Source organism: Bowmanella sp. JS7-9 (assembly GCF_004329715.1).
Lineage (GTDB): Bacteria > Pseudomonadota > Gammaproteobacteria > Enterobacterales > Alteromonadaceae > Pseudobowmanella > Pseudobowmanella zhangzhouensis.
Window position 1 is genome coordinate 58858 of record NZ_JXSY01000026.1, and the last position, 18901, is coordinate 77758.

Below are 18901 nucleotides of genomic sequence, written 5' to 3' on the forward strand. Positions count from 1 at the left end.
GCGGATGCACAAGTCCCACTTACCCAGCAAACTCTGCGCGACTTGTGGGCAACCCTTTGCATGGCGCAAAAAATGGGCTCGCTGCTGGGACGAGGTGAAATATTGCTCCAAACGCTGTAAAGGCGGCGTAAAATGAGTGGTTTCAAAAGTAATCCATCCACACCGGTTGTGCTGTGGCTGCGTAATGACCTGCGTTTGCACGATCATGCCGGCTGGCACTTAGCGCAGCGCCTTAAACGCCCGGTGTGTGCCGTGTTTGTTCTGCCTGCACATTGGTCGCAGACCGATGCCCATGGCATGCATCGCCTCGGTGCAGCCAAACTGACGTTTCTGCATCGCACACTGGCCGGCCTGCGCAATGAACTGGCGCATTTTAATCTACCGCTCACTCTGCTGTGCGGCGATCCCGTTGAATTGTTCACCTCCATGGCCAACCAACAGGCGTTTACACTGCTAACCAGTGAAGCACAGGCCCCGGAAGAACAAGCGTGGCTGCAACAATTGCAACAACGCCACCTCACAATAGACACCTACTGCGCTCAGCCGCTGTTTAATTATGCTGATATCGCTAGGTTGCTCACGCCCTTTCCCGGTAGCTTTTCAGCGTTTCGCCGTAAAGTGGAGGCAAAGCATGGCCCGGCCATACCGGCGCCTACCCCGCCAGTTACCCAACTCATCCCCGCCAGTTTCGATTGGCAGACAGAAGAATATAATTTGCCCAGCGGAACCGAAGCCGAGGGTGAACAGGCGGCGCTTGACTGGGTCAATACCTATTTATTTCAGCGCCGCGCCATCAGCCACTACAAACAAACCCGTAACCGCTTGCATGGCAGCGATTACGCCAGCCATATGAGTGCATTTCTGGCGTGGGGCAGCCTGTCTGCCCGTACCCTGTGGCACAACATCCTTGCCTATGAAGCAGCCTACGGTAGCAACGAACAAAGCTATTGGTTGCGTTTTGAGCTGCTGTGGCGCGAATTCTTTCACTGGTCGTTGCGCAAGCATGGCGCGCAGTTTTTTCATTATGGCGGCTTGTGTGAACAGGGGTTGCCGCCGGCGCAATTTGATCCTGTCCGCTGGCAGGCCTGGTGCCAGGCAAAGACCGGCGTTCCTATGGTCGATGCGGGGCTGCTGGAGTTGCGCTACACGGGGTATGTGTCTAACCGGTTACGCCAGAATCTGGCCAGCTATTTTATCCACCAGCTCAAACTGGACTGGCGCCTCGGTGCACGCTGGTTTGAGCAGCACCTGACAGACTTTGATGTGGCGAGCAATTATGGCAATTGGGCGTATATCGCCGGTGCGGGGCATGATCCGCGCCATGGAAGGGAATTTAGTCTGAACAAACAATTGCGCCAGTATGACCCCCACTGCCAGCACATTCGCCACTGGCTGCCTGCCCTGAAAGATGTCAGCCTCGGTGAGATTGAACGCCACCAGCAGGGTACTGCTCAACTGGCGGGTTATCCGCCTCCTGTGGTGGTTTGCCCCTGAGTATGCTGCAGGTTGTCTGGCTTAAACGGGATTTACGTCTCGATGATCACTCCGCACTGCATGCTGCGGCCTCTGCCGGAGCACCGGTGGTGTTGCTCTATGTTGCCGAGCCCTCCCTGTGGCAACAGCCAGATACCAGTCTGCGTCACTGGCAATTTGTGCGCGAAGCACTATCCAATCTGAATAAGCAAACCCAGCGTTATTATGGCGTCCAGATCGCCTGCTGTTTCGGCGAAATTGATCAAGCGCTGGACAGGCTGTACCAGCAGTTTGGGCAGTTTTCACTGCACAGTCATCAGGAGCATGGCACTGAATTTACTTATCAGCGCGATAAGCAGGTCAAGCACTGGTGTCGGCAACGGCAGATCACCTGGCGGGAATACGCACAATTTGGCGTACGCCGTCCCAATCCGGAGCGCGACAGTTGGGCCGATGCCTGGCATGATTTTATGTCACAGCCCTGTCTTGCCAAGCCAGAAACACTAACCAGTGTGTGGCCAACCAGCTTCTTATCTGTATCTGCATTACCGCGCCAGCTGGGGTTTGAACAAAAAACCACCCTGCAACGCCAGCAAGGCGGCGAAACGGTCGCCCAACAGGTGCTACAACATTTTCTCGCTCAACGTGGCCGGGATTATCATGCAGCCATCAGCTACCCGCTGCGCGCCCAACACAGTTGTACCCGCCTGAGCCCGTATCTGGCTTATGGCTGTATCAGTGTCAGACGCACCGTTGAAACTATTACCGATGCCATGCAGGAAACCCGCGATAGCATGTGGCACAAGGCGCTCAGCGCAGTGATTTCGCGTTTTTGGTGGCACTGCCACTTTATTCAGAAGCTGGAGGACGATGTGACCATGGCCGAACGAAATCTGCATCCGGCCTTTGACACGTTAGGTAAAGCTCAGAGCAATGAGTTTTTAGTGCGCTGGCAACAGGGTCACACCGGCTGGCCTTTAGTCGATGCGGCCATGCGCAGTGTCAATCAAACCGGCTGGCTGAATTTTCGCTTGCGCGCCATGTTGATCTCCATTGCCAGCTATCCGTTGTGGCTGCACTGGCGCGAACCTGCATTGCATCTGGCACGGCAATTTACCGATTACGAACCCGGCATTCATTTCCCACAGGTGCAAATGCAGGCGGGTACCACGGGGATCAATATTCCACGCATGTACAACCCATTAACCCAGGCACAAAAACTCGATCCGCGAGGAGAGTTTATCCGCCGCTGGGTGCCTGAACTCAAACAGGTACCGGATAGTTGGCTGCATCAACCCTGGCTGATGCCAAAAAACCAGCAAAAAAATGCCGGTTGTGAGATAGACATTGACTACCCCGCCCCCTGTGTGGATTTTGAGCAGGCCTGCCGGGCGGCGCGCAAAGCCTATGCGGGATTGCGTGACAGCCATTTTAAGCACACTGCGCAACATATTGGTCAACGCCATGGCTCCAGACGCCGTAACAGCATGCAATCCTCAACTGCAGCAGTACATAATCAGCTAAGCTTGTTTGACTAACGCGGCAGGACTGTTATGGTGCCGAGCAGACAGACCCAACGAGATGACAAGCATGTCCGGAGAAACTAATCTGGCCCGATTACTGGCCAATCTCACCCCTGAGTTGGACAGCACCGAATATGTGTATTGTTGCGTAAAGCAACGACCCGATGGGATAACTGATGAGGATTGTCTGGCCTATATCCACGAGCGGGAAGGCTTAACGCTGGTGTTAACCAGACAAAAAGCCGATGCATTACAACTTAGCTGGCAAGGACCGTTTCATTGCGTGTGTCTGACTATTCATTCCAGCTTGGAAGCGGTAGGATTGACCGCGGCCGTATCCGGCGCATTGGCGCAAAACGGTGTCAGCGCTAACATGCTGGCCGGTTACTACCATGACCATATATTAATCCCCTGTGCACAGGCAGAACAGGCCATGCAAGTGTTACAGGGGCTGACGAAAGATTATTGAGCCGGTAACTTTATTGTATTAACCGGATACCATAACGCCTTGTTATTCAATGGGGTGCCCGCCGGTAAAACCGGGTTTTCCAATTCAAAGATACTGCGTTTAGTCAGATTGGCATTATCCAGGTAACCGCGGTAATGGCGCTCAAACAGCTCATCAAAAGTGCCGTCCGCCAGGGCTTTTTCCAGCCCCGTCTGCAATAAGTTAGCCAGCACCGTATTTTTCTTATTCACAAAAAAGTACACCGCGGTGGGATAGTAAATCCCCATGGATTGCTCTATTTCAATAGGATATTGCTGGCCAAAGGTGTCTTGTTCCAGCCAGATTTCTACCACCGAGCGCGGGAACAATTGCGCCTGACCATCATTGAGCATGCCAAATAATTTGTCATAGATGGCAGACGACACCACATCGAAACCATTGAACTGCAATATCTTAGTATCCGGCCAATCTTTGCCCTGCACCATTTTCAGGGTGCGCAGGCCGGTGAGGGAGTCAATCGTCGCGACTTGCTGGACATTGTCTTTGCCGACCAAAAACAGGCGCAGACCAATCAATCCTTTATAAATCGGAATACGGATCGGCCGTAACTGGCTCTCGCGGCTGGCATCGGTCATGCTCCATAGCACCGAAATTTCCCGCGCGGCTGCCAGGCTTTTAATCGCCTGACCCTGTTCCAGATGGCGACGGGACGGTAACAAACGATACTTTACGCCTGTCTCAGCCAACGCCAGATGCAATAACTGGATCGGATATTGATTGAGTGGATTCTCTTCATCACTTGGCTGCGGATAGGTCAGTTCCCAAACCGCCCCGTGTGCCAGACCTGGCAGCAATAAAGCAAGACATAACCAGCGTGTGAAATTAGGCCTGAACACCCAGTTGCTCCCTGACAGATGCAATAATTTTACATGGTTCGCCCTGTTTGCATTTAAGCGTGTAGGACGTTGGTGTCACCATCAGCGTTGCACCATCCGCAGACTCCAGCGTCCAGCGCACCACACAAAAGGTAATATCATCAGCCAGACTCATTTGAGTCTGCATTTTCGCACTTAATTTGGCCATTCCCATAGCTGTGCATTGTTGAATAATCTGCTGCAAGTAATCGGAGATGTCCTGTTGGGATTGCAACACGGTGGTGGCGTCACCACACATATCCATGGATGGCTCTGAATAATACTCGACTAAGGCCTGAGTATTACCCATCTCAAATTCCCTGGCGTATGCCTTGAAAAACTGCTCAATTGTCATGCGACGTCCTGTTACTCAATCCCGATAAACTTGTGTGTTTGTAGCGATAAACGCCAGTTATTGTCAATGCATTGTGCGACGGCTAGCTCAGTGGCACGGGTCTGCTGACTGATCGGCTGTAAATATACCAGCGCGTTGCTATTACATGCAGGGCGTGCAAGCAGCGCTTTGAGGTCGTCCACATGTTTTTGCATCGCAACCGGATGTTTGATTTCACTGGCAACGTTTAACGGTTGATCCAATACCGCATAGCCGCCTTGCATGCCCACTTTGGGCGACACCGTCACCCAGGTGCGCGGATCAGCTATCACCTCAAACGTACCACTGGTTTCGATTTGCACACTAAAGCCCTGATCCAGCAGCGCCGAGGTCAGGCTGGTGAGATCGTACATACATGGCTCACCACCGGTGATAATAATGTGCCGGGCTTTATAGCCTTCAGTCTCCATCAGGCTGATTAGATCCAGTGCGGTGGCTTCAAACCAGCACTCATCAGGCTCAGATTTTGCCAGTACGGCAGCACTGCTGGTTTTTAATTCAGGATCCACAGTCCAGGTATGTTTGGTATCGCACCAACTGCATCCCACCGGACAGCCTTGAATGCGGATAAACACAGAGGGCACGCCGGTAAAGGCGCCTTCACCCTGAATGGATTGAAATACTTCGTTAATCTTATAGGTCTGCATGTTTCGTTTCAGGGTACAATTCAATAAAATTCAGCGGGTTAATCCCCATAGTATAAAGAAGGCAAGCCCATGGCACAAAAGGCAGTTGTAATCTATTCCGGTGGAATGGACTCATTTACCCTGTTAAACAAGGTTCATTGCAGTGGTACAAAGGTCTACGCCCTGTCGTTTAATTACGGACAGAAACATAAAAAGGAACTGGATTACGCCGCGCGCGTCTGTCAAACACTGGGTATCAATCATAAAGTCGTCGATATCAGCAGTATTAACAGCTTGCTGGCCGGCTCGGCGCTGACCTCAGAGATGGATATGCCTGAAGGCCACTATGAAGATGACAATATGAAACAAACCGTGGTGCCGAACCGCAATATGATTCTGTTATCACTGGCGGTGGGCTATGCGGTCTCACTGGGCGCGGAACAGGTTTACTACGGCGCCCATGGTGGCGACCATGCGATTTATCCGGATTGTCGCCCACTGTTTGTGGAAAAGATGAATGATGTCTGCGCCATCGCAAACTATGAGGCCGTCAGTATCGACGTGCCTTATTTGCATAACGACAAAACCGAGATTTTGCGCGATGGCCTGGCCATGGGGCTGGACTACAGCCAGACCTGGACTTGCTACAACGGTCGTGAAAAAGCCTGCGGTAAATGCGGCGCCTGTCAGGAGCGTTTGGAAGCGTTTCGGGAAAATGGCCAGCAGGATCCCCTTACCTACGAATAACCACATCTGGCCGGTTACCCCCGCCCGGCCACTCTCATTTACATCCCTGTTTTTTACCTCTTATTAAATTTGCGCATTTGCCAATCCCGGACTAGTTTTTTGTCTGCCCGGTTTCTGTAAGTGGCATCTGCACTGCCCTCCATTCGCATTAAACAAATTATTCACCGGGCCATCGTTATTCAACAGCAGTACAGAGGGGTACTAATGAGTAAAACCATCATGATCGTTGATGATTCCATGTCGATGCGCGAAATGGTCGCACTGACTCTGACCGACGCGGGCTTTAGCGTAGTCAAAGCCAATGATGGGGTCGATGCGCTGAGCAAGCTTAATGGCAATCGGGTGCATTTGATTATCAGCGATGTGAACATGCCCAATATGGATGGCATGACGCTGCTGGGCAAAATTAAAGCCAATCCATCCTATCAATTTACACCGGTGTTAATGCTGACCACCGAATCACGGGAAGACCTCAAACAAAAAGGCAAAGAGCTGGGGGCGAAAGCCTGGATGGTCAAACCTTTTAAACCCGAAATGCTCATCAGTATTGTGAATAAACTTATCTAATCCGCTTATGATTATCAGTGCGCCGGAAGAACTCAATATTTTCAATGTCGAGGCCTTATATTCCAGCATTGTGGAAGCCGAAGGACAGGACCTCACCCTTGACTGTGGCAATGTTACAGAAGTGGATGGTAGTGGCTTGCAATTACTCTGTTATTGCCAACAGCAACAGCTCGCCTCGCTGATTAACCTCAGCGAATGTATCCAAAGCGCCGCGCCGCTGCTTGGCATGCAAGATTTGCTGGCAGCAAAGGACTAAGCCAATGGACTTAGTACAAATCTTCGTGGATGAGTCCTTTGAGCACCTGCAGGCGCTGGAAGAAGCGTTACTGGAGCTGGAAGACTCGCCCGGCAATGCCGAATTGATCAACACAGCCTTTCGCGCCATGCACACGATCAAGGGCTCGGCGGGCATGGTCGGCTTTGACCATGTGTCTTATTTTACTCATCATCTGGAAACCTTTTTTGACCGCGTGCGCAATGGTGAATTCGCCCTCACCGCGGCCATGTCCAGCCTCATTCTGGAATGCCGCGACCATATAAAAAGTCTTATCGAGCAACAATCGCCGCCAGAATTAATGGTGCAAAGCGAAGCCCTGCTGGCCCGTTTACACCAACTGGCACCTGTGACACAAAGTGCCCCCGCCACTGCCCCCGCCAAATCCACAGTTAGCGAAGCTGATAGCCTGGCGGGATATTGGCGAATCGAAATGACCCCGCATACTACGACCTTTACCGAGGGCTTTGATGTCTTACCTGTGATCCGCGAATTACAGGGGCTCGGCGAGTCCTTGGTGAGCTATCGCTGGCACGCTCCGGATACGCCATTCAATCCGCTCAGTTGTATGCTGCACTTTACCCTGTTGCTCAGCTGTAATGTTCCTCGCAGCAGTATCGACGAAGCCTTCATGTTCGTTGAGGGTGACTGGCAGATTCAGATTGAAAAAATATCCGTCCTTGAAGACGCCCGATTGGGGGATTTATTGGTCGAAAATGGCGTGGTCAGCACCGAACAAATGGAAATGATGCTGGATAGCAAACCCCGCACCGGAGAGGTATTGCGCGATAAAGGAATTGCAACGGATCACCAGATCAATCAGGCATTACAACAGCAGGAATTTATTCGAAAACAAACGCAATCTCAGGATGCTCCCCAGCAAACTCTGAAAGTCCCCGCCAGCAAACTGGATAGTTTGATGAACCTGGTCGGTGAACTGGTCATAGTCCAATCGGCCATCAGTCAGCATGCGGTAGAAACCAATGACGATAAACTAAAAACCATCGCTGAAGAGTTGGCCATGCTGACCGCGGGGGTGCGCGATCACACGTTTGACATCCGAATGTTACCCATCGGCTCAACGTTTGGTCGCTTCCGCCGCCTGATCCGCGACCTCAGCGTGGATCTGAAAAAAGAAGTGCGTTTACACACCTTTGGTGCCGAAACCGAAATGGACAAAATGGTACTTGAGCGTATCGGCGATCCGCTGGTGCACCTGCTGCGCAACAGCCTCGATCACGGCATCGAAATGCCAGAGGTGCGCGCCGAAAAAGGGAAACCGCGGGAAGGCTCGATTACCCTTGGCGCCGTGCATGAAGATGGCCAGATTAAAATTGTGATCAAAGACGATGGCGGAGGCTTGAACACAGATCGTATTCGCCAAAAAGCCATTGAACGCGGCCTGATTAACGAACATAGCCAACTCAATGATGACCATATCCACCAACTGATTTTTGAACCGGGCTTTTCCACCGCCGAGAAAGTCTCGGATGTGTCCGGGCGTGGGGTTGGTATGGATGTGGTGAAAACCTCTATCGAAAGCCTGCAAGGCACCATTCACATTAGTAGTCATGCCGGTCAGGGCACCCAAATTAATATCTATTTGCCGCTTACCCTGGCCATCATCGATGGGCTGATGGTCAAAGTCGGCGACGAGCACTTTATTTTACCCCTGTCTGCGGTGGAAGAATGTGTGGAAAGTCCGCGGGAATATCACCGCCAGGGACCGCGCCTGATTAAACACCGGGGTGAACGCATCTCGGCAGCCCGATTACGCGAAGCCTTCTCTATCACTGGCGAGGGACCCGCTATCGAACAAACCATCGTCACCCGCATTGCCGATGAACGATTCGGCATCACAGTCGATGAAGTTGTCGGCCAACACCAAACCGTTATCAAGAATCTTGGCAAAATGTATCGCCAGGTTCGGGGGCTGTTAGGTGCCACCATTTTAGGCAATGGCAATGTGGCGCTGATTCTGGATGTCGCAGATTTTTATGAGCAGTGTAAGTACCAGTTAGCTCAATCGACCTTAGGAGCAAACGTCAATGTTAAACCGCATTAACCTCACCACATTAATCACAGCCAGTTTCGCGCTTTTAATTGTGCTATTGCTGTTGGCCAGCGGGCTGGCGATTAATGCCACGTCTAGCCTGTATCAACGACTGGACGACACCATAAATGGCTCGGCTGAGCGGGTGCGCCTGTCCGCGCAGGTGCGTTCTAATATCCTGACCACCAGCGGTCTCGTGCGCAAATTGATCCTCACCACAGATGAGGCAGAGATGCGCAAACTGTTGAGCAGTATTGATCAGGAAAAAGTGCAATATCAGGATCGCTATGCTCGTCTGCTCAATATTATTTCCCCCGAAAACAAAGCCTCATTGGAGCAAATTAACAGCGACGTGCAGCGCTATTTCGATATTGCCGTGCGGATTGCTGACTTTAGTCTGCTTAACTCCAACCAAAAAGCGATGGCGCTAAGCAGCGGTGAAGGCCGGCGTCTGGCCCAGCAGGTTACCGATGAGTTGTCTGATGAAATAAAACGGTTGGGGGCCAGTCAGTCGTCCAATGCCAGACAACAATTGGTTTATCTGTCTGAGGTGACATTCGGTGTAGGCAATATGATTCGCCAGGAGAAAAACCATATTCTGGCGCGCACCGATGCGGAAATGAAAGATATTGAGCGCAAACTGGAAAACGCCCGCACGTCGGCAAAAAATGCGCTGGATAACCTGCAAAAGATTAATAATAGTGATGACATTACCCGCCTTATTAATTACTTCAATGCCTTTGCCAATGGCCAGTTAGATATCACCGAACTGTCTGCAGAGGCGGGCAATACCAAGGCATTCAATCTGCTTCTTAGTGACGCCGAGCCCACCGTGGCCAAAATTGAAGAGGCCATCAATTCCCTGATGCGCAACAACCAAACTCAAATGGATGAGTCGGTCAAACAGGCGGAAGAAAATTACCAGTCAACCCGCAATTTGCTGGTAACCTGCACGGTGGTATCGCTGATTATTGCGGTCGTCATCGCGCTGATGGTGTATGCCCGGGTACGCAATCTGGCGCGGGTAATCAATGATATCGCCTCTGGTAATCTCAATCACAATTTCCAGGATGGCTATGCCAGTGAGGACGTGTATTCACGACTACGCGGTATGAATGACAAACTGCGGGATATTATCGCCGATATCGTACAATCATCTGAAAATGTCTCGTCCGGCAGTATTCAGCTATCCAGCACCGGTCAGCAAATTGCCGAAGGCGCGACCGAACAGGCTGCCTCACTGGAAGAAGTTGCCTCGTCCATGGAGCAGATGTCATCGAATATCTCCCATAGTGCAGATAATGCCCGTCAAACCGAACAAATTGCTCAACAAGCCGCTAAAGATGCCGAGGAGAGCGGCGTGGCAGTATCGCAGTCGGTGGAGGCAATGCAAAACATCTCCGAACGTATCGGTATTATCGAAGAAATTGCCCGCCAGACTAACCTGTTAGCACTCAATGCCGCGATTGAAGCCGCCCGCGCCGGTGAACATGGCAAGGGCTTTACCGTGGTAGCCGCAGAGGTACGTAAACTGGCGGAGCGCAGCCAGCGTGCTGCCGGTGAGATTGTTGAATTATCCCGCGACAGCTTATCTGTCTCCGAACGTGCCGGCCAGATGCTCAACTCTCTCGTCCCCAATATTAAACGTACCGCCGAACTGGTGAATGAAATCAGTGCGTCGGCCATTGAGCAGGACAAGGGCGCGGCGGAAATCAATAAAGCCATTCAACAGCTGGATCAGGTGGTGCAGCAATCTGCCGCAGCCGCCGAGGAAATGGCATCTACCTCCGAGGAATTGTCGGCACAGGCAGAACAAATGAATGAAGCATTGGGCTTTTTCACGATAGACACCAAGGGACGTCGCTCCAGTGCGCCGGTCAAACCCAAAAGTAAAATGAAAAGCATGCCGATGCCGGTAAAAATGGCTAAACCCAGCAAAAGCAAAGGCATCGAGCTGGATATGAGCGACGATGACTTCACCAACTATTAAGCACGGTGGGTCTGTTTATGAATGATGCGAAACTGGAAAAACTGCAGATTCTGTCTTTCGTGCTGGATGATGAATTTTTTGGCACCGAGATCGGTATTATTCAGGAAGTGATTGAATACCGGGAGGTCACCAAAGTCCCCCGCACCCCGGAGTTTATGTTGGGGGTGACTAACCTGCGTGGCCAGGTCATTCCGGTGATTGACCTGCGTCGCTATTTTAATATTGGCTGTCAGGCCATCAGCGTAGACACCTGCATCATCATTATTGAACTGATGCTGGATAATGAACGCACTTCCATCGGGGTGCTTGCTGACCGCGTGTGTGAGGTACTGGAGCTTGACGTCGGTGCGATAAAACCACCGCCCAATATTGGTACCAGCATAGATAATCGTTTTATTTATGGAATTGCCGATCACGACGAGCAGTTGATCGTATTGCTAACTATGAGCAAAATTTTTTCCCATGAAGAGCTGCAACAAGCGTTTGAATCCGGAAGCGTAGCGAGTCAACAGCATGAAGTCGCAAGCGAAAGCCAGTGATGGAATTTCTGATCGCTACCATCAAAAGGTCGCGGAATATATCAATCAACAAGCAGGTATTCAGTTACCCCGCCAGAAACGCACGTTAATTGAAACGCGACTGCGTAAACGCCAGCGCGAACTGGGCATAGAGACCCTGCATGATTATATCGATTATGCGCTGGATGCACGCAATGACGAGCAACTGCTGCTGATTGATGCGCTGACCACCAATAAAACCGAGTTTTTCCGCGAGGCCAATCATTACCCCTTGTTGCTATCGCACTTGCCAGAGGTACGTGGCGAGTTGAAGCTGTGGAGTGCAGGTTGCTCCAGTGGCGAAGAGCCCTACACGCTGGCGATGTTGTTGCAGGATCACGGGATGCCACATTATTCGATTCTGGCCACCGATATTTCCACCTCAGTGCTGCACATCGCCCAACAGGCCATTTATCTGCATGATGACGTTGAACCGGTTCCGCTGGCTATGCGAAAAAAGTACCTGCTACGTGCCAAAGACCCCACTCGCGACGAGATCCGCATTAGCCCAAAAATCCGCCAGCACGTGCGCTTTGGCTTGTTTAATCTGATCACCGGTAATTTTGCCAGTATGGGACCGTTCCATGTGATTTTTTGCCGTAACGTGATGATTTACTTCAACAGCGCGCAACGGGACCAGCTGATCCGGCGCTTTGTCAGTCGTTTAAAACCAGGTGGCTTATTTTTTATCGGCCACTCCGAAAGCCTCGAAGCCCACCGCTATGGTCTGCATCAGATAGCCCCTACGGTGTACCACTTAAACCAGGGAGGCGCCCATGATTAAAGTCATGCTGGTGGATGATTCCGCATTAGTGCGCAATGCGCTGGAAGAGCTATTCAACCGCGCGCCGGATATCGAGGTGGTGGCCTCCGCCCCCGACCCTTTTATCGCGGCAGATAAGCTAAAACGAGTTGTGCCGGATGTAATCTTATTGGACGTGGAAATGCCCAAAATGGATGGGCTGACGTTTCTGCGCAAACTCATGAACCAGCATCCAATACCTGTGATCATCTGCTCTACTCTGGTGGGAGATAACAGCACCACGCATATTCAGGCACTGGAGCTGGGTGCGGTGGATATAATCCAAAAGCCCAAAATCGGTCTGCGCCAGTTTGTAGAACAACATCAGCAATACTTTTTTGATGTGGTGCGCGCCGCCGCGCAAAGCCGCTTAAAACCGTTGATTAAGCGAGTGCAGGCCAGAGAAAAGCACAATGCCGATGTGATTTTACCGTCCGGTGGCCGCCGCGCCATGCACGAAACCACCGAAAAACTGATCATTATCGGCGCCTCCACCGGTGGTACCGAAGCGATAAAAACAGTACTGATGGGGATGCCATCTGATTGTCCGGCCATAGCCATCGTACAACATATGCCGGAGGGATTTACTAAATCCTTTGCAGCACGGCTGGATAGTCTCTGCCAAATCAATGTGCGTGAAGCCACTGACAATATGTCGTTGCTACGCGGCCACGCGGTAATTGCGCCGGGCAATATGCATATGATGATCCGCCGCAGCGGTGCCCGCTATATGGTGCAGTTGCAGGACGGTCCGCCCGTGTCGAGACACAAGCCCTCGGTCGATGTATTGATGCGTTCTGCCGCCAATTATGTGGGTAGCAATGCCGTTGGGATCATTCTGACCGGCATGGGTGATGATGGCGCTGCCGGATTACTGGAGATGCGTGAGGCTGGTGCGCATACCATCGGTCAGGATGAGACCAGTAGTGTGGTATACGGCATGCCGAAAGAAGCCTATAAAAAAGGGGCCGTTGTCCAGCAACTGCCCCTTGAACGCATTTGTGCCGCCGCACTTAAAGAAGCCGGCTATTGAGTCACAAAGTACTCCAGCTCCCGAATAAAGTGTTTCAGCACCGGGTTCATGCGGGTGTTTTTACCATTCATCACATACATAGTGTGTTTAAAGGTAAATTCACTGCCACCGATAGGCACCAGATCATCTCCAAACGGGTGGGTTTCCACAAACGCATCCGGTAACAAGCCAACATATTCACCCGTTAAAATCGCCGGTAAACATGACTCGTAAGAGTCGGAGAAGGTTTGAATATTCAAACGACGCTCATCACCGATGTAATTGGCAGGCGACATACCAGTGATGCCTATGGCCGGGTGCTCTTTTAAATTCACATTATCCGGGATGGCCTCGATACATTTCGCCAGCGCATGACTTTTCGCGCAATAAAGCTGCCCTTCAATACTGCATGGCAGTTCATGAAATATTATCGACTCAGGTTTGACCATGTCATAGCACGACACCACCAGGTGACATTCGCCACTCAATGCCGCGTGTTCCACCTCGTTATACAGACGGGTCTGCACATTGAAGTGAATATCTTCGAACTTATCCATCGCCGATTTAACCGAGCGACTGACCGCTTTGACGACATTCATCGGCAATCCCGACATCAGCACAATGGTGATATGGCCGGAATAATCGTCATGTAAGCTTTTCAGGTTAAAGACAAAGTTATCAAACGCATTAAAAATCCGTTTGGTCTCCTGAAAGACTACCTCACCTTCCTTAGTCATCTGAAACCCGCCCCGGCCACGATGGCACAGCACCAGTTCCAGACGCTCTTCCAATTTTTTGATCGCCGCACTGATATTCGGCCGCTGCATGCGTAACACCGGTTCCGCCGCAGTAAAGCCATTACAGGAGGCGACCGCAAAAAAGACCCGCAATAATTTTATATCTGATTCTTGTAAGCGGTTTAGCATGTTGAGCCTGTATGTTTAAGGTATGCTTTTCTATACTATATAGAGCCCCTACCCCTGCGCAACAAATATTTTTCATCGCTGACAAGACCACGAATTTCCACGCTAAAAAATGATTCTGTCTGCTAAACAATCACTTGCAGTACCTGTCTGGTCTGCTAGACCTAATGGGGTGTATTAAACCGCCCAGAGGCATGCATGGATGACTCACGTCCACGTATTTTAATTGTCGACGATTCCACAATTGATATTCAGATTATCCTCAATTGTCTGCAGGATGAGTATCAGGTCACGGTTGCCAAAAGTGGTGAGCAGGCGATGAATTTGCTGGCACAAATGCCTGCGCCACCGCAGGTCATCTTACTGGATGTGATGATGCCAGGGATGTCTGGTTATGAAACCTGCCAACAGATCAAACAACAACAAGATACTGCCGACGTGGACGTGATTTTTATCAGCGCCAATCAGGGTGCCGACGAAATGTTGCGCGGCTATGAGTCGGGTGGCAGCGATTACCTGTGCAAGCCGGTGATCATCGAAGAAGTACAACAAAAAGTACGCCTCGCGGTTGAGCGCAACAAACACCGCGTGGCGCAAAGCCAACAGGCCAAAGACTATTTACGTACCGCCATGACGGCCATTCACGATCTGGGCGACCAGGGGGTGATTATTCACTTCTTGCGGGAAAGTTTTGCCTGCCCGTCAATTCAAGATCTGTGCCGCTTGATGCACGATGCCATTGCCTCCATGCAACTTAACGCCAGTGTGCAAATCCGTACGCCCTGGGAAACCTACCACTACATGGGTGATGAATCGCCCCCGCCGCTGGAAGTAGAACTTTTGAAAAAATTGCGAGACAGCGGACGAATCAATCAGGTAGGGCGACGCCTGATTATGAATCATGATGCCGTATCGCTGCTGATTAAAAACATGCCGGTGGATGATGAAGATCGTTGCGGACGCATCCGTGACCACTTAGCACTGCTGCTGGATGGTGCGGTGAGCCGCTTCGAGACATTACTGGTACATACCGAGATTCTGAGCATTTTACAGGACATTCAGGACTCTATGACCACCATGCATTACCAGCAAAACAAAAACAAACAGCGCAGTATTGAGATCATGGATGCGCTTACTCAGGATATTCACAAGATTGTGGTCAATGAACACATGACCGAACAACAGGAGCAAACGCTGCTCGACACCATTGAACGACACTCTGACGAAATATTCCAGGCCTATGAGGAGGGGTTACAAATGGATGAACAGTTTTCACATATTGTTAATCACCTGCAACGGGCGATTCGCCCAAAGGGAGGCCAATGATGCATCAGGGTAAACACATCCTGATTGTGGATGATTCATCCTCTGTGCGGCAAATGGTCAAAATGACTCTGGCCAGCACCGGTTTGGCAATCACCGAAGCCAGTAATGGTCAGGAGGCGTTAGAACTGCTGGATGGGCATAAATTCCATTTAATTATCAGTGACGTGAATATGCCGATAATGGACGGTATCACCCTGTTACAGCAACTGCGCCAACGGGAAGACTATCAGTACACGCCAGTGTTAATGCTCACCACCGAAACTAATCCAGACTTACAGGCACAGGCACGCGAGTATGGCGTCAAAGCCTGGCTGAATAAGCCCCTGCGCCCGCCGGTTCTGCAAGGCGCCATTAACAAACTTATCTAACTGCCGATGCACCATGCCCGCAGTAAAGTGTTTCTGAATGTCGGTGATTTTCATTTTGCCGGGCGACAGACTCATATCCATACCCTGCTCGGTTCCTGCGTATCGGTCACCGTTTGGCACCCGCAATTATTGGTAGGTGGCATGTGTCACTTTGCCCTGCCCGAACGCTTGTCAGAGCGTCTCTCTGGCCTTGATGGACGCTATGGGAACGATTGTTTAAAGCTATTCCAGCGCGCTATCAGCAAACGCAAATTATCGCCCGCTGACTTTGAGGCGAAAATTTTTGGTGGCGGTAATATGCTCAATAAAGAACCGGGCAATTATATTACTGATAGCGAGACGCAAACCATTGGCGACCGCAACGTCGAAGCCGCATTTCAGTTGGTCATGCAATTGGGATGTGATCTGCAGGTAGCCCATGTGGGCGAGTTCGGATATCGGCGGATCATCTTTGATATTGCCACCGGCGACGTGTGGGTAAAATTCCGCGATGCACGTAAATCCGATAAGGATTTAACTATCCTCACTGGCCGCAATTAACTGGTTATTCAGTTGAGCCAATAGTTGTCGAGCCTGCTCCACCTCGAAGTTTTCCAGACAATCGGCCACCTCTGCCAATGCGGCCCGTTGGGGCGCGGAACAGTGCTTCCACAAGGTTTGCCAGTGCTGCATCGCACTGCCCATATTGGTTAGCAATAACTGATGAATTTGCACAAGTTGCGCGGCCATTCGCTCCGGCTCGACACCTTGTGGCTCAGATGGGTCAATATCTGGCTGCGTGCTTGCGTCAGCTTGATGCTGACTCACCCACACCGTCAAAGGTTCAAACGCCTGCTGTAACGCGGTTAACGTGGATACTTCCACTGACTTCCCCTGCTTCAGGGTCTGTTCAATCTGTGCCGCCAACGACGAAATTGTCTGTAGGCCCAGATTCGCTCCTGCGCCTTTAACACTGTGGCTAATATGAATGGCACGTTTGTTATCGCCGTGCTGTAAGGCCTCGCCAAGCTGTGCAGCAGCGTCGGCAAACTGCTGATGAAACTGCACCAGTAAACGGTTCAGTAACGCCGGGTGCTGACGTAAATGGGTTGCCGCATCGGATAAGGATAACGAATGCCAGGGTTCGTCATCTGCTTTTGCACTGCTGGCCCCTGCGGGAGAATTGGAAGGCCCCGGTTTAGTCGCGAGCCGTTTCGATGCCGGCACAAATTGCTCAAGCACCCGATACAGGACAGTGGGTTCGATGGGTTTGGAAACATGATCATCCATGCCGGCATTCAGATGCTTTTGTCGCTCTTCTTCCAGGGCATGGGCTGTCATCGCAATCACCGGCAGCGCGGCAAATTTACCGCCCATTTGCCGAATCTTTTGGGTGGTGGTCATGCCATCCATACCGGGCATTTGAATATCCATAAACACCAGGTCAAAATCCCGTTCAGCCAACAGCTCCAGGGCTATCTTCCCTCCCTGTGCACAAGTGACATGACAGCCCAACTCGGACAATAACGAGTTAGCCACCTGTAAGTTAATATCATTATCATCGACCACCAGCACTCGCACATGCCGCCACGGTAGCACAGTGAGCTTGGCCCCCTGTGACATCTGTAACCGCTCAGACACCACTTCATCCAGAATACTCTGCAATAATTCACGTACCCTGACTGGTTTTAACAGGTAGCCATCGACCTCATCACTTACCAGGTAATGGTTGTCATAGCTCTCCAGGCATAAGATGCGCAAATGAGGGTGTTGCTGACGTAAGCGGCGCAATAACTGCAAGTCGGCATTACCCTGCTGACCCACATCATAAATGAGACAAATTTTTGGGGCGTCATGCATAAAGGCCTCGCCCACATCCTGCAGGGAGGTCACGCCGCGTAAAAAAGCCGGATCCAGAGGCCGAAAAATATGCTCAAACTTTTCGATGTAGCGGCTGTTGGCACTGACCACAATAATACCTGTGGCATGCAGCCGGGCTCCTACCCAACTGAGCATATTGCCATCCGCCAAAGCACGCAGTTGCACATCAAAATAGAAACAGCTGCCATGATTTAACTCACTGGTCAGATTTAACTGACAGTGCATCGCCTGCAGAATTTTGGCGCAAATCGCCAGGCCAAGTCCGGTGCCACCAAATTGCCGGGTGACCGAGGTATCCGCCTGATTGAAAGCCTGAAATATTTTCTCTACGTTTTCACTGGCAATGCCGCAACCGGTATCTTCCACCGCAATCCGTATCTTGCCGTTATCCAACACCTGCGCGCGCAAAATAATGTGGCCCTGCTGGGTAAACTTAACCGCATTGGATATCAGATTATTCACTACCTGTTGCAGGCGAAAGCCATCTCCTTTGCAGGCAAAGGGTAAGCGCATATCCAGTTCGGTAATCACATCAATGCCTTTGCTTCTGGCCATTGGCGCGAAGCTGTGCGCCACTGATTCCAGCGTCTGGCGCAGATCAAACTCCTGCTCTTCCAGTTCAATGCCGACTGACTCGATTTTTGAAAAATCCAGAATATCGTTGATAACGGCTAACAATAACTTGCTCGACCCCAGCGCTGAATTGATCAGCGAGCTGCGTTGCACCGGATTTTCGCAACTTTGCAGGGCGTGCAACATGCCCAGCACCCCATTAAGCGGAGTACGGATTTCGTGGCTCATATTGGCGAGAAATTCGCTCTTGGCTTTGGCGCTGGCCAGCGCCGCATCTCTGGCCTGCACAAGTTCCAGGGTTTGCCGCGCCACTTCCTGCTGTAAATTCTGGCTGAGATTAAGTAACTGCTGATTACTGGTAAAAAGCGCCAGACTTTTTTCTTCCAGCAGATTTTCTGCCAGTTGTCTGGCCTGTTTTTCCCTTGCTAAACGCCGTTCCAAACGGCGGATTTTATCGTCGTCTTCAGTCAT

20 protein-coding genes are annotated in these 18901 nt (G+C 51.2%); 15 read left to right on the forward strand and 5 right to left on the reverse strand.

Annotated features, from left to right (window positions below; translation table 11 throughout):
* The first annotated feature begins 4 nt into the window (after positions 1-4).
* From TK45_RS14800 to TK45_RS14815, 4 genes are read left to right on the forward strand one after another with little or no spacing between them, the layout of a single operon-like run.
* Positions 5-136 carry a DUF2256 domain-containing protein gene (locus TK45_RS14800; protein WP_131259629.1) on the forward strand — a complete coding sequence of 44 codons (132 nt, stop codon included), beginning with the start codon at positions 5-7 and terminating at the stop codon, positions 134-136.
* Positions 133-1494 (forward strand): DASH family cryptochrome, encoded by a 1362-nt coding sequence (locus tag TK45_RS14805; RefSeq protein ID WP_131259630.1) that lies wholly within the window; start codon positions 133-135, stop codon positions 1492-1494. The genes TK45_RS14800 and TK45_RS14805 overlap by 4 nt, the downstream gene beginning before the upstream one ends.
* 2 nt (positions 1495-1496) lie before the next feature.
* Positions 1497-3011: a cryptochrome/deoxyribodipyrimidine photo-lyase family protein gene (locus TK45_RS14810; protein ID WP_131259631.1), complete on the forward strand. Its 1515-nt coding sequence runs from the start codon at positions 1497-1499 to the stop codon at positions 3009-3011.
* 52 nt (positions 3012-3063) lie between these two features.
* Positions 3064-3465, forward strand: coding sequence for an ACT domain-containing protein (locus tag TK45_RS14815; protein ID WP_131259632.1), 402 nt, complete (start codon positions 3064-3066; stop codon positions 3463-3465).
* Here the strand turns inward: TK45_RS14815 and TK45_RS14820 are convergent.
* The 3 genes from TK45_RS14820 to queE are packed head-to-tail and all read right to left on the reverse strand — an operon-like array spanning position 3459 to position 5399.
* Positions 3459-4340 carry a transporter substrate-binding domain-containing protein gene (locus TK45_RS14820; RefSeq protein WP_131259633.1) on the reverse strand — a complete coding sequence of 294 codons (882 nt, stop codon included), beginning with the start codon at positions 4338-4340 and terminating at the stop codon, positions 3459-3461. The genes TK45_RS14815 and TK45_RS14820 overlap by 7 nt on opposite strands.
* The gene (locus TK45_RS14825; protein WP_131259634.1) at positions 4327-4713 is read right to left on the reverse strand and encodes a hypothetical protein; all 387 of its coding nucleotides are present in this window, start codon (positions 4711-4713) and stop codon (positions 4327-4329) included. Before TK45_RS14825 ends, TK45_RS14820 begins: the two co-directional genes overlap by 14 nt.
* An 11-nt stretch (positions 4714-4724) precedes the next feature.
* Positions 4725-5399 carry a 7-carboxy-7-deazaguanine synthase QueE gene (gene queE, locus TK45_RS14830; RefSeq protein ID WP_131259635.1) on the reverse strand — a complete coding sequence of 225 codons (675 nt, stop codon included), beginning with the start codon at positions 5397-5399 and terminating at the stop codon, positions 4725-4727.
* A 69-nt stretch (positions 5400-5468) separates the two neighbouring features.
* Here queE and queC point away from each other — a divergent pair, with 69 nt between their 5' ends.
* The 8 genes from queC (at position 5469) to TK45_RS14870 (ending at position 13401) form a co-directional block, all read left to right on the forward strand.
* Entirely contained in the window at positions 5469-6125 is a 657-nt protein-coding gene (queC, locus tag TK45_RS14835) for a 7-cyano-7-deazaguanine synthase QueC (protein ID WP_131259636.1), read from the forward strand.
* Between the two features lie 204 nt (positions 6126-6329).
* Positions 6330-6692, forward strand: a complete 363-nt coding sequence (locus TK45_RS14840) for a response regulator (RefSeq protein ID WP_131259637.1) — start codon at positions 6330-6332, stop codon at positions 6690-6692.
* A 7-nt stretch (positions 6693-6699) separates the two neighbouring features.
* Positions 6700-6948, forward strand: coding sequence for an STAS domain-containing protein (locus TK45_RS14845; RefSeq protein WP_131259638.1), 249 nt, complete (start codon positions 6700-6702; stop codon positions 6946-6948).
* A 4-nt stretch (positions 6949-6952) separates the two neighbouring features.
* On the forward strand, positions 6953-9031 hold the full coding sequence (locus TK45_RS14850) for a chemotaxis protein CheA (protein WP_131259639.1): 2079 nt from the start codon (positions 6953-6955) through the stop codon (positions 9029-9031).
* Positions 9015-11009 carry a methyl-accepting chemotaxis protein gene (locus TK45_RS14855; RefSeq protein ID WP_131259640.1) on the forward strand — a complete coding sequence of 665 codons (1995 nt, stop codon included), beginning with the start codon at positions 9015-9017 and terminating at the stop codon, positions 11007-11009. The genes TK45_RS14850 and TK45_RS14855 overlap by 17 nt, the downstream gene beginning before the upstream one ends.
* Before the next feature lie 17 nt (positions 11010-11026).
* Positions 11027-11548 carry a chemotaxis protein CheW gene (locus TK45_RS14860; RefSeq protein ID WP_131259641.1) on the forward strand — a complete coding sequence of 174 codons (522 nt, stop codon included), beginning with the start codon at positions 11027-11029 and terminating at the stop codon, positions 11546-11548.
* Positions 11523-12350, forward strand: a complete 828-nt coding sequence (locus tag TK45_RS14865) for a protein-glutamate O-methyltransferase CheR (protein ID WP_131259642.1) — start codon at positions 11523-11525, stop codon at positions 12348-12350. The genes TK45_RS14860 and TK45_RS14865 overlap by 26 nt, the downstream gene beginning before the upstream one ends.
* Complete coding sequence (locus TK45_RS14870) at positions 12343-13401, forward strand: chemotaxis response regulator protein-glutamate methylesterase (protein ID WP_131259643.1); 1059 nt, start codon at positions 12343-12345, stop codon at positions 13399-13401. Before TK45_RS14865 ends, TK45_RS14870 begins: the two co-directional genes overlap by 8 nt.
* On the opposite strand, the gene TK45_RS14875 is transcribed toward TK45_RS14870, so the two are convergent.
* Entirely contained in the window at positions 13395-14306 is a 912-nt protein-coding gene (locus tag TK45_RS14875; protein WP_131259644.1) for a LysR family transcriptional regulator, read from the reverse strand. The two genes, TK45_RS14870 and TK45_RS14875, sit on opposite strands and share 7 nt — an antisense overlap.
* A gap of 195 nt (positions 14307-14501) precedes the next feature.
* Here TK45_RS14875 and TK45_RS14880 point away from each other — a divergent pair, with 195 nt between their 5' ends.
* The 3 genes from TK45_RS14880 to TK45_RS14890 are packed head-to-tail and all read left to right on the forward strand — an operon-like array spanning position 14502 to position 16537.
* Entirely contained in the window at positions 14502-15629 is a 1128-nt protein-coding gene (locus TK45_RS14880) for a PleD family two-component system response regulator (RefSeq protein WP_131259645.1), read from the forward strand.
* On the forward strand, positions 15626-15997 hold the full coding sequence (locus tag TK45_RS14885; RefSeq protein ID WP_217350844.1) for a response regulator: 372 nt from the start codon (positions 15626-15628) through the stop codon (positions 15995-15997). The genes TK45_RS14880 and TK45_RS14885 overlap by 4 nt, the downstream gene beginning before the upstream one ends.
* A 27-nt stretch (positions 15998-16024) precedes the next feature.
* Positions 16025-16537 (forward strand): chemotaxis protein CheD, encoded by a 513-nt coding sequence (locus tag TK45_RS14890; RefSeq protein ID WP_217350845.1) that lies wholly within the window; start codon positions 16025-16027, stop codon positions 16535-16537.
* On the opposite strand, the gene TK45_RS14895 is transcribed toward TK45_RS14890, so the two are convergent.
* Positions 16511-18901 carry a response regulator gene (locus TK45_RS14895; protein WP_131259647.1) on the reverse strand — a complete coding sequence of 797 codons (2391 nt, stop codon included), beginning with the start codon at positions 18899-18901 and terminating at the stop codon, positions 16511-16513. The genes TK45_RS14890 and TK45_RS14895 overlap by 27 nt on opposite strands.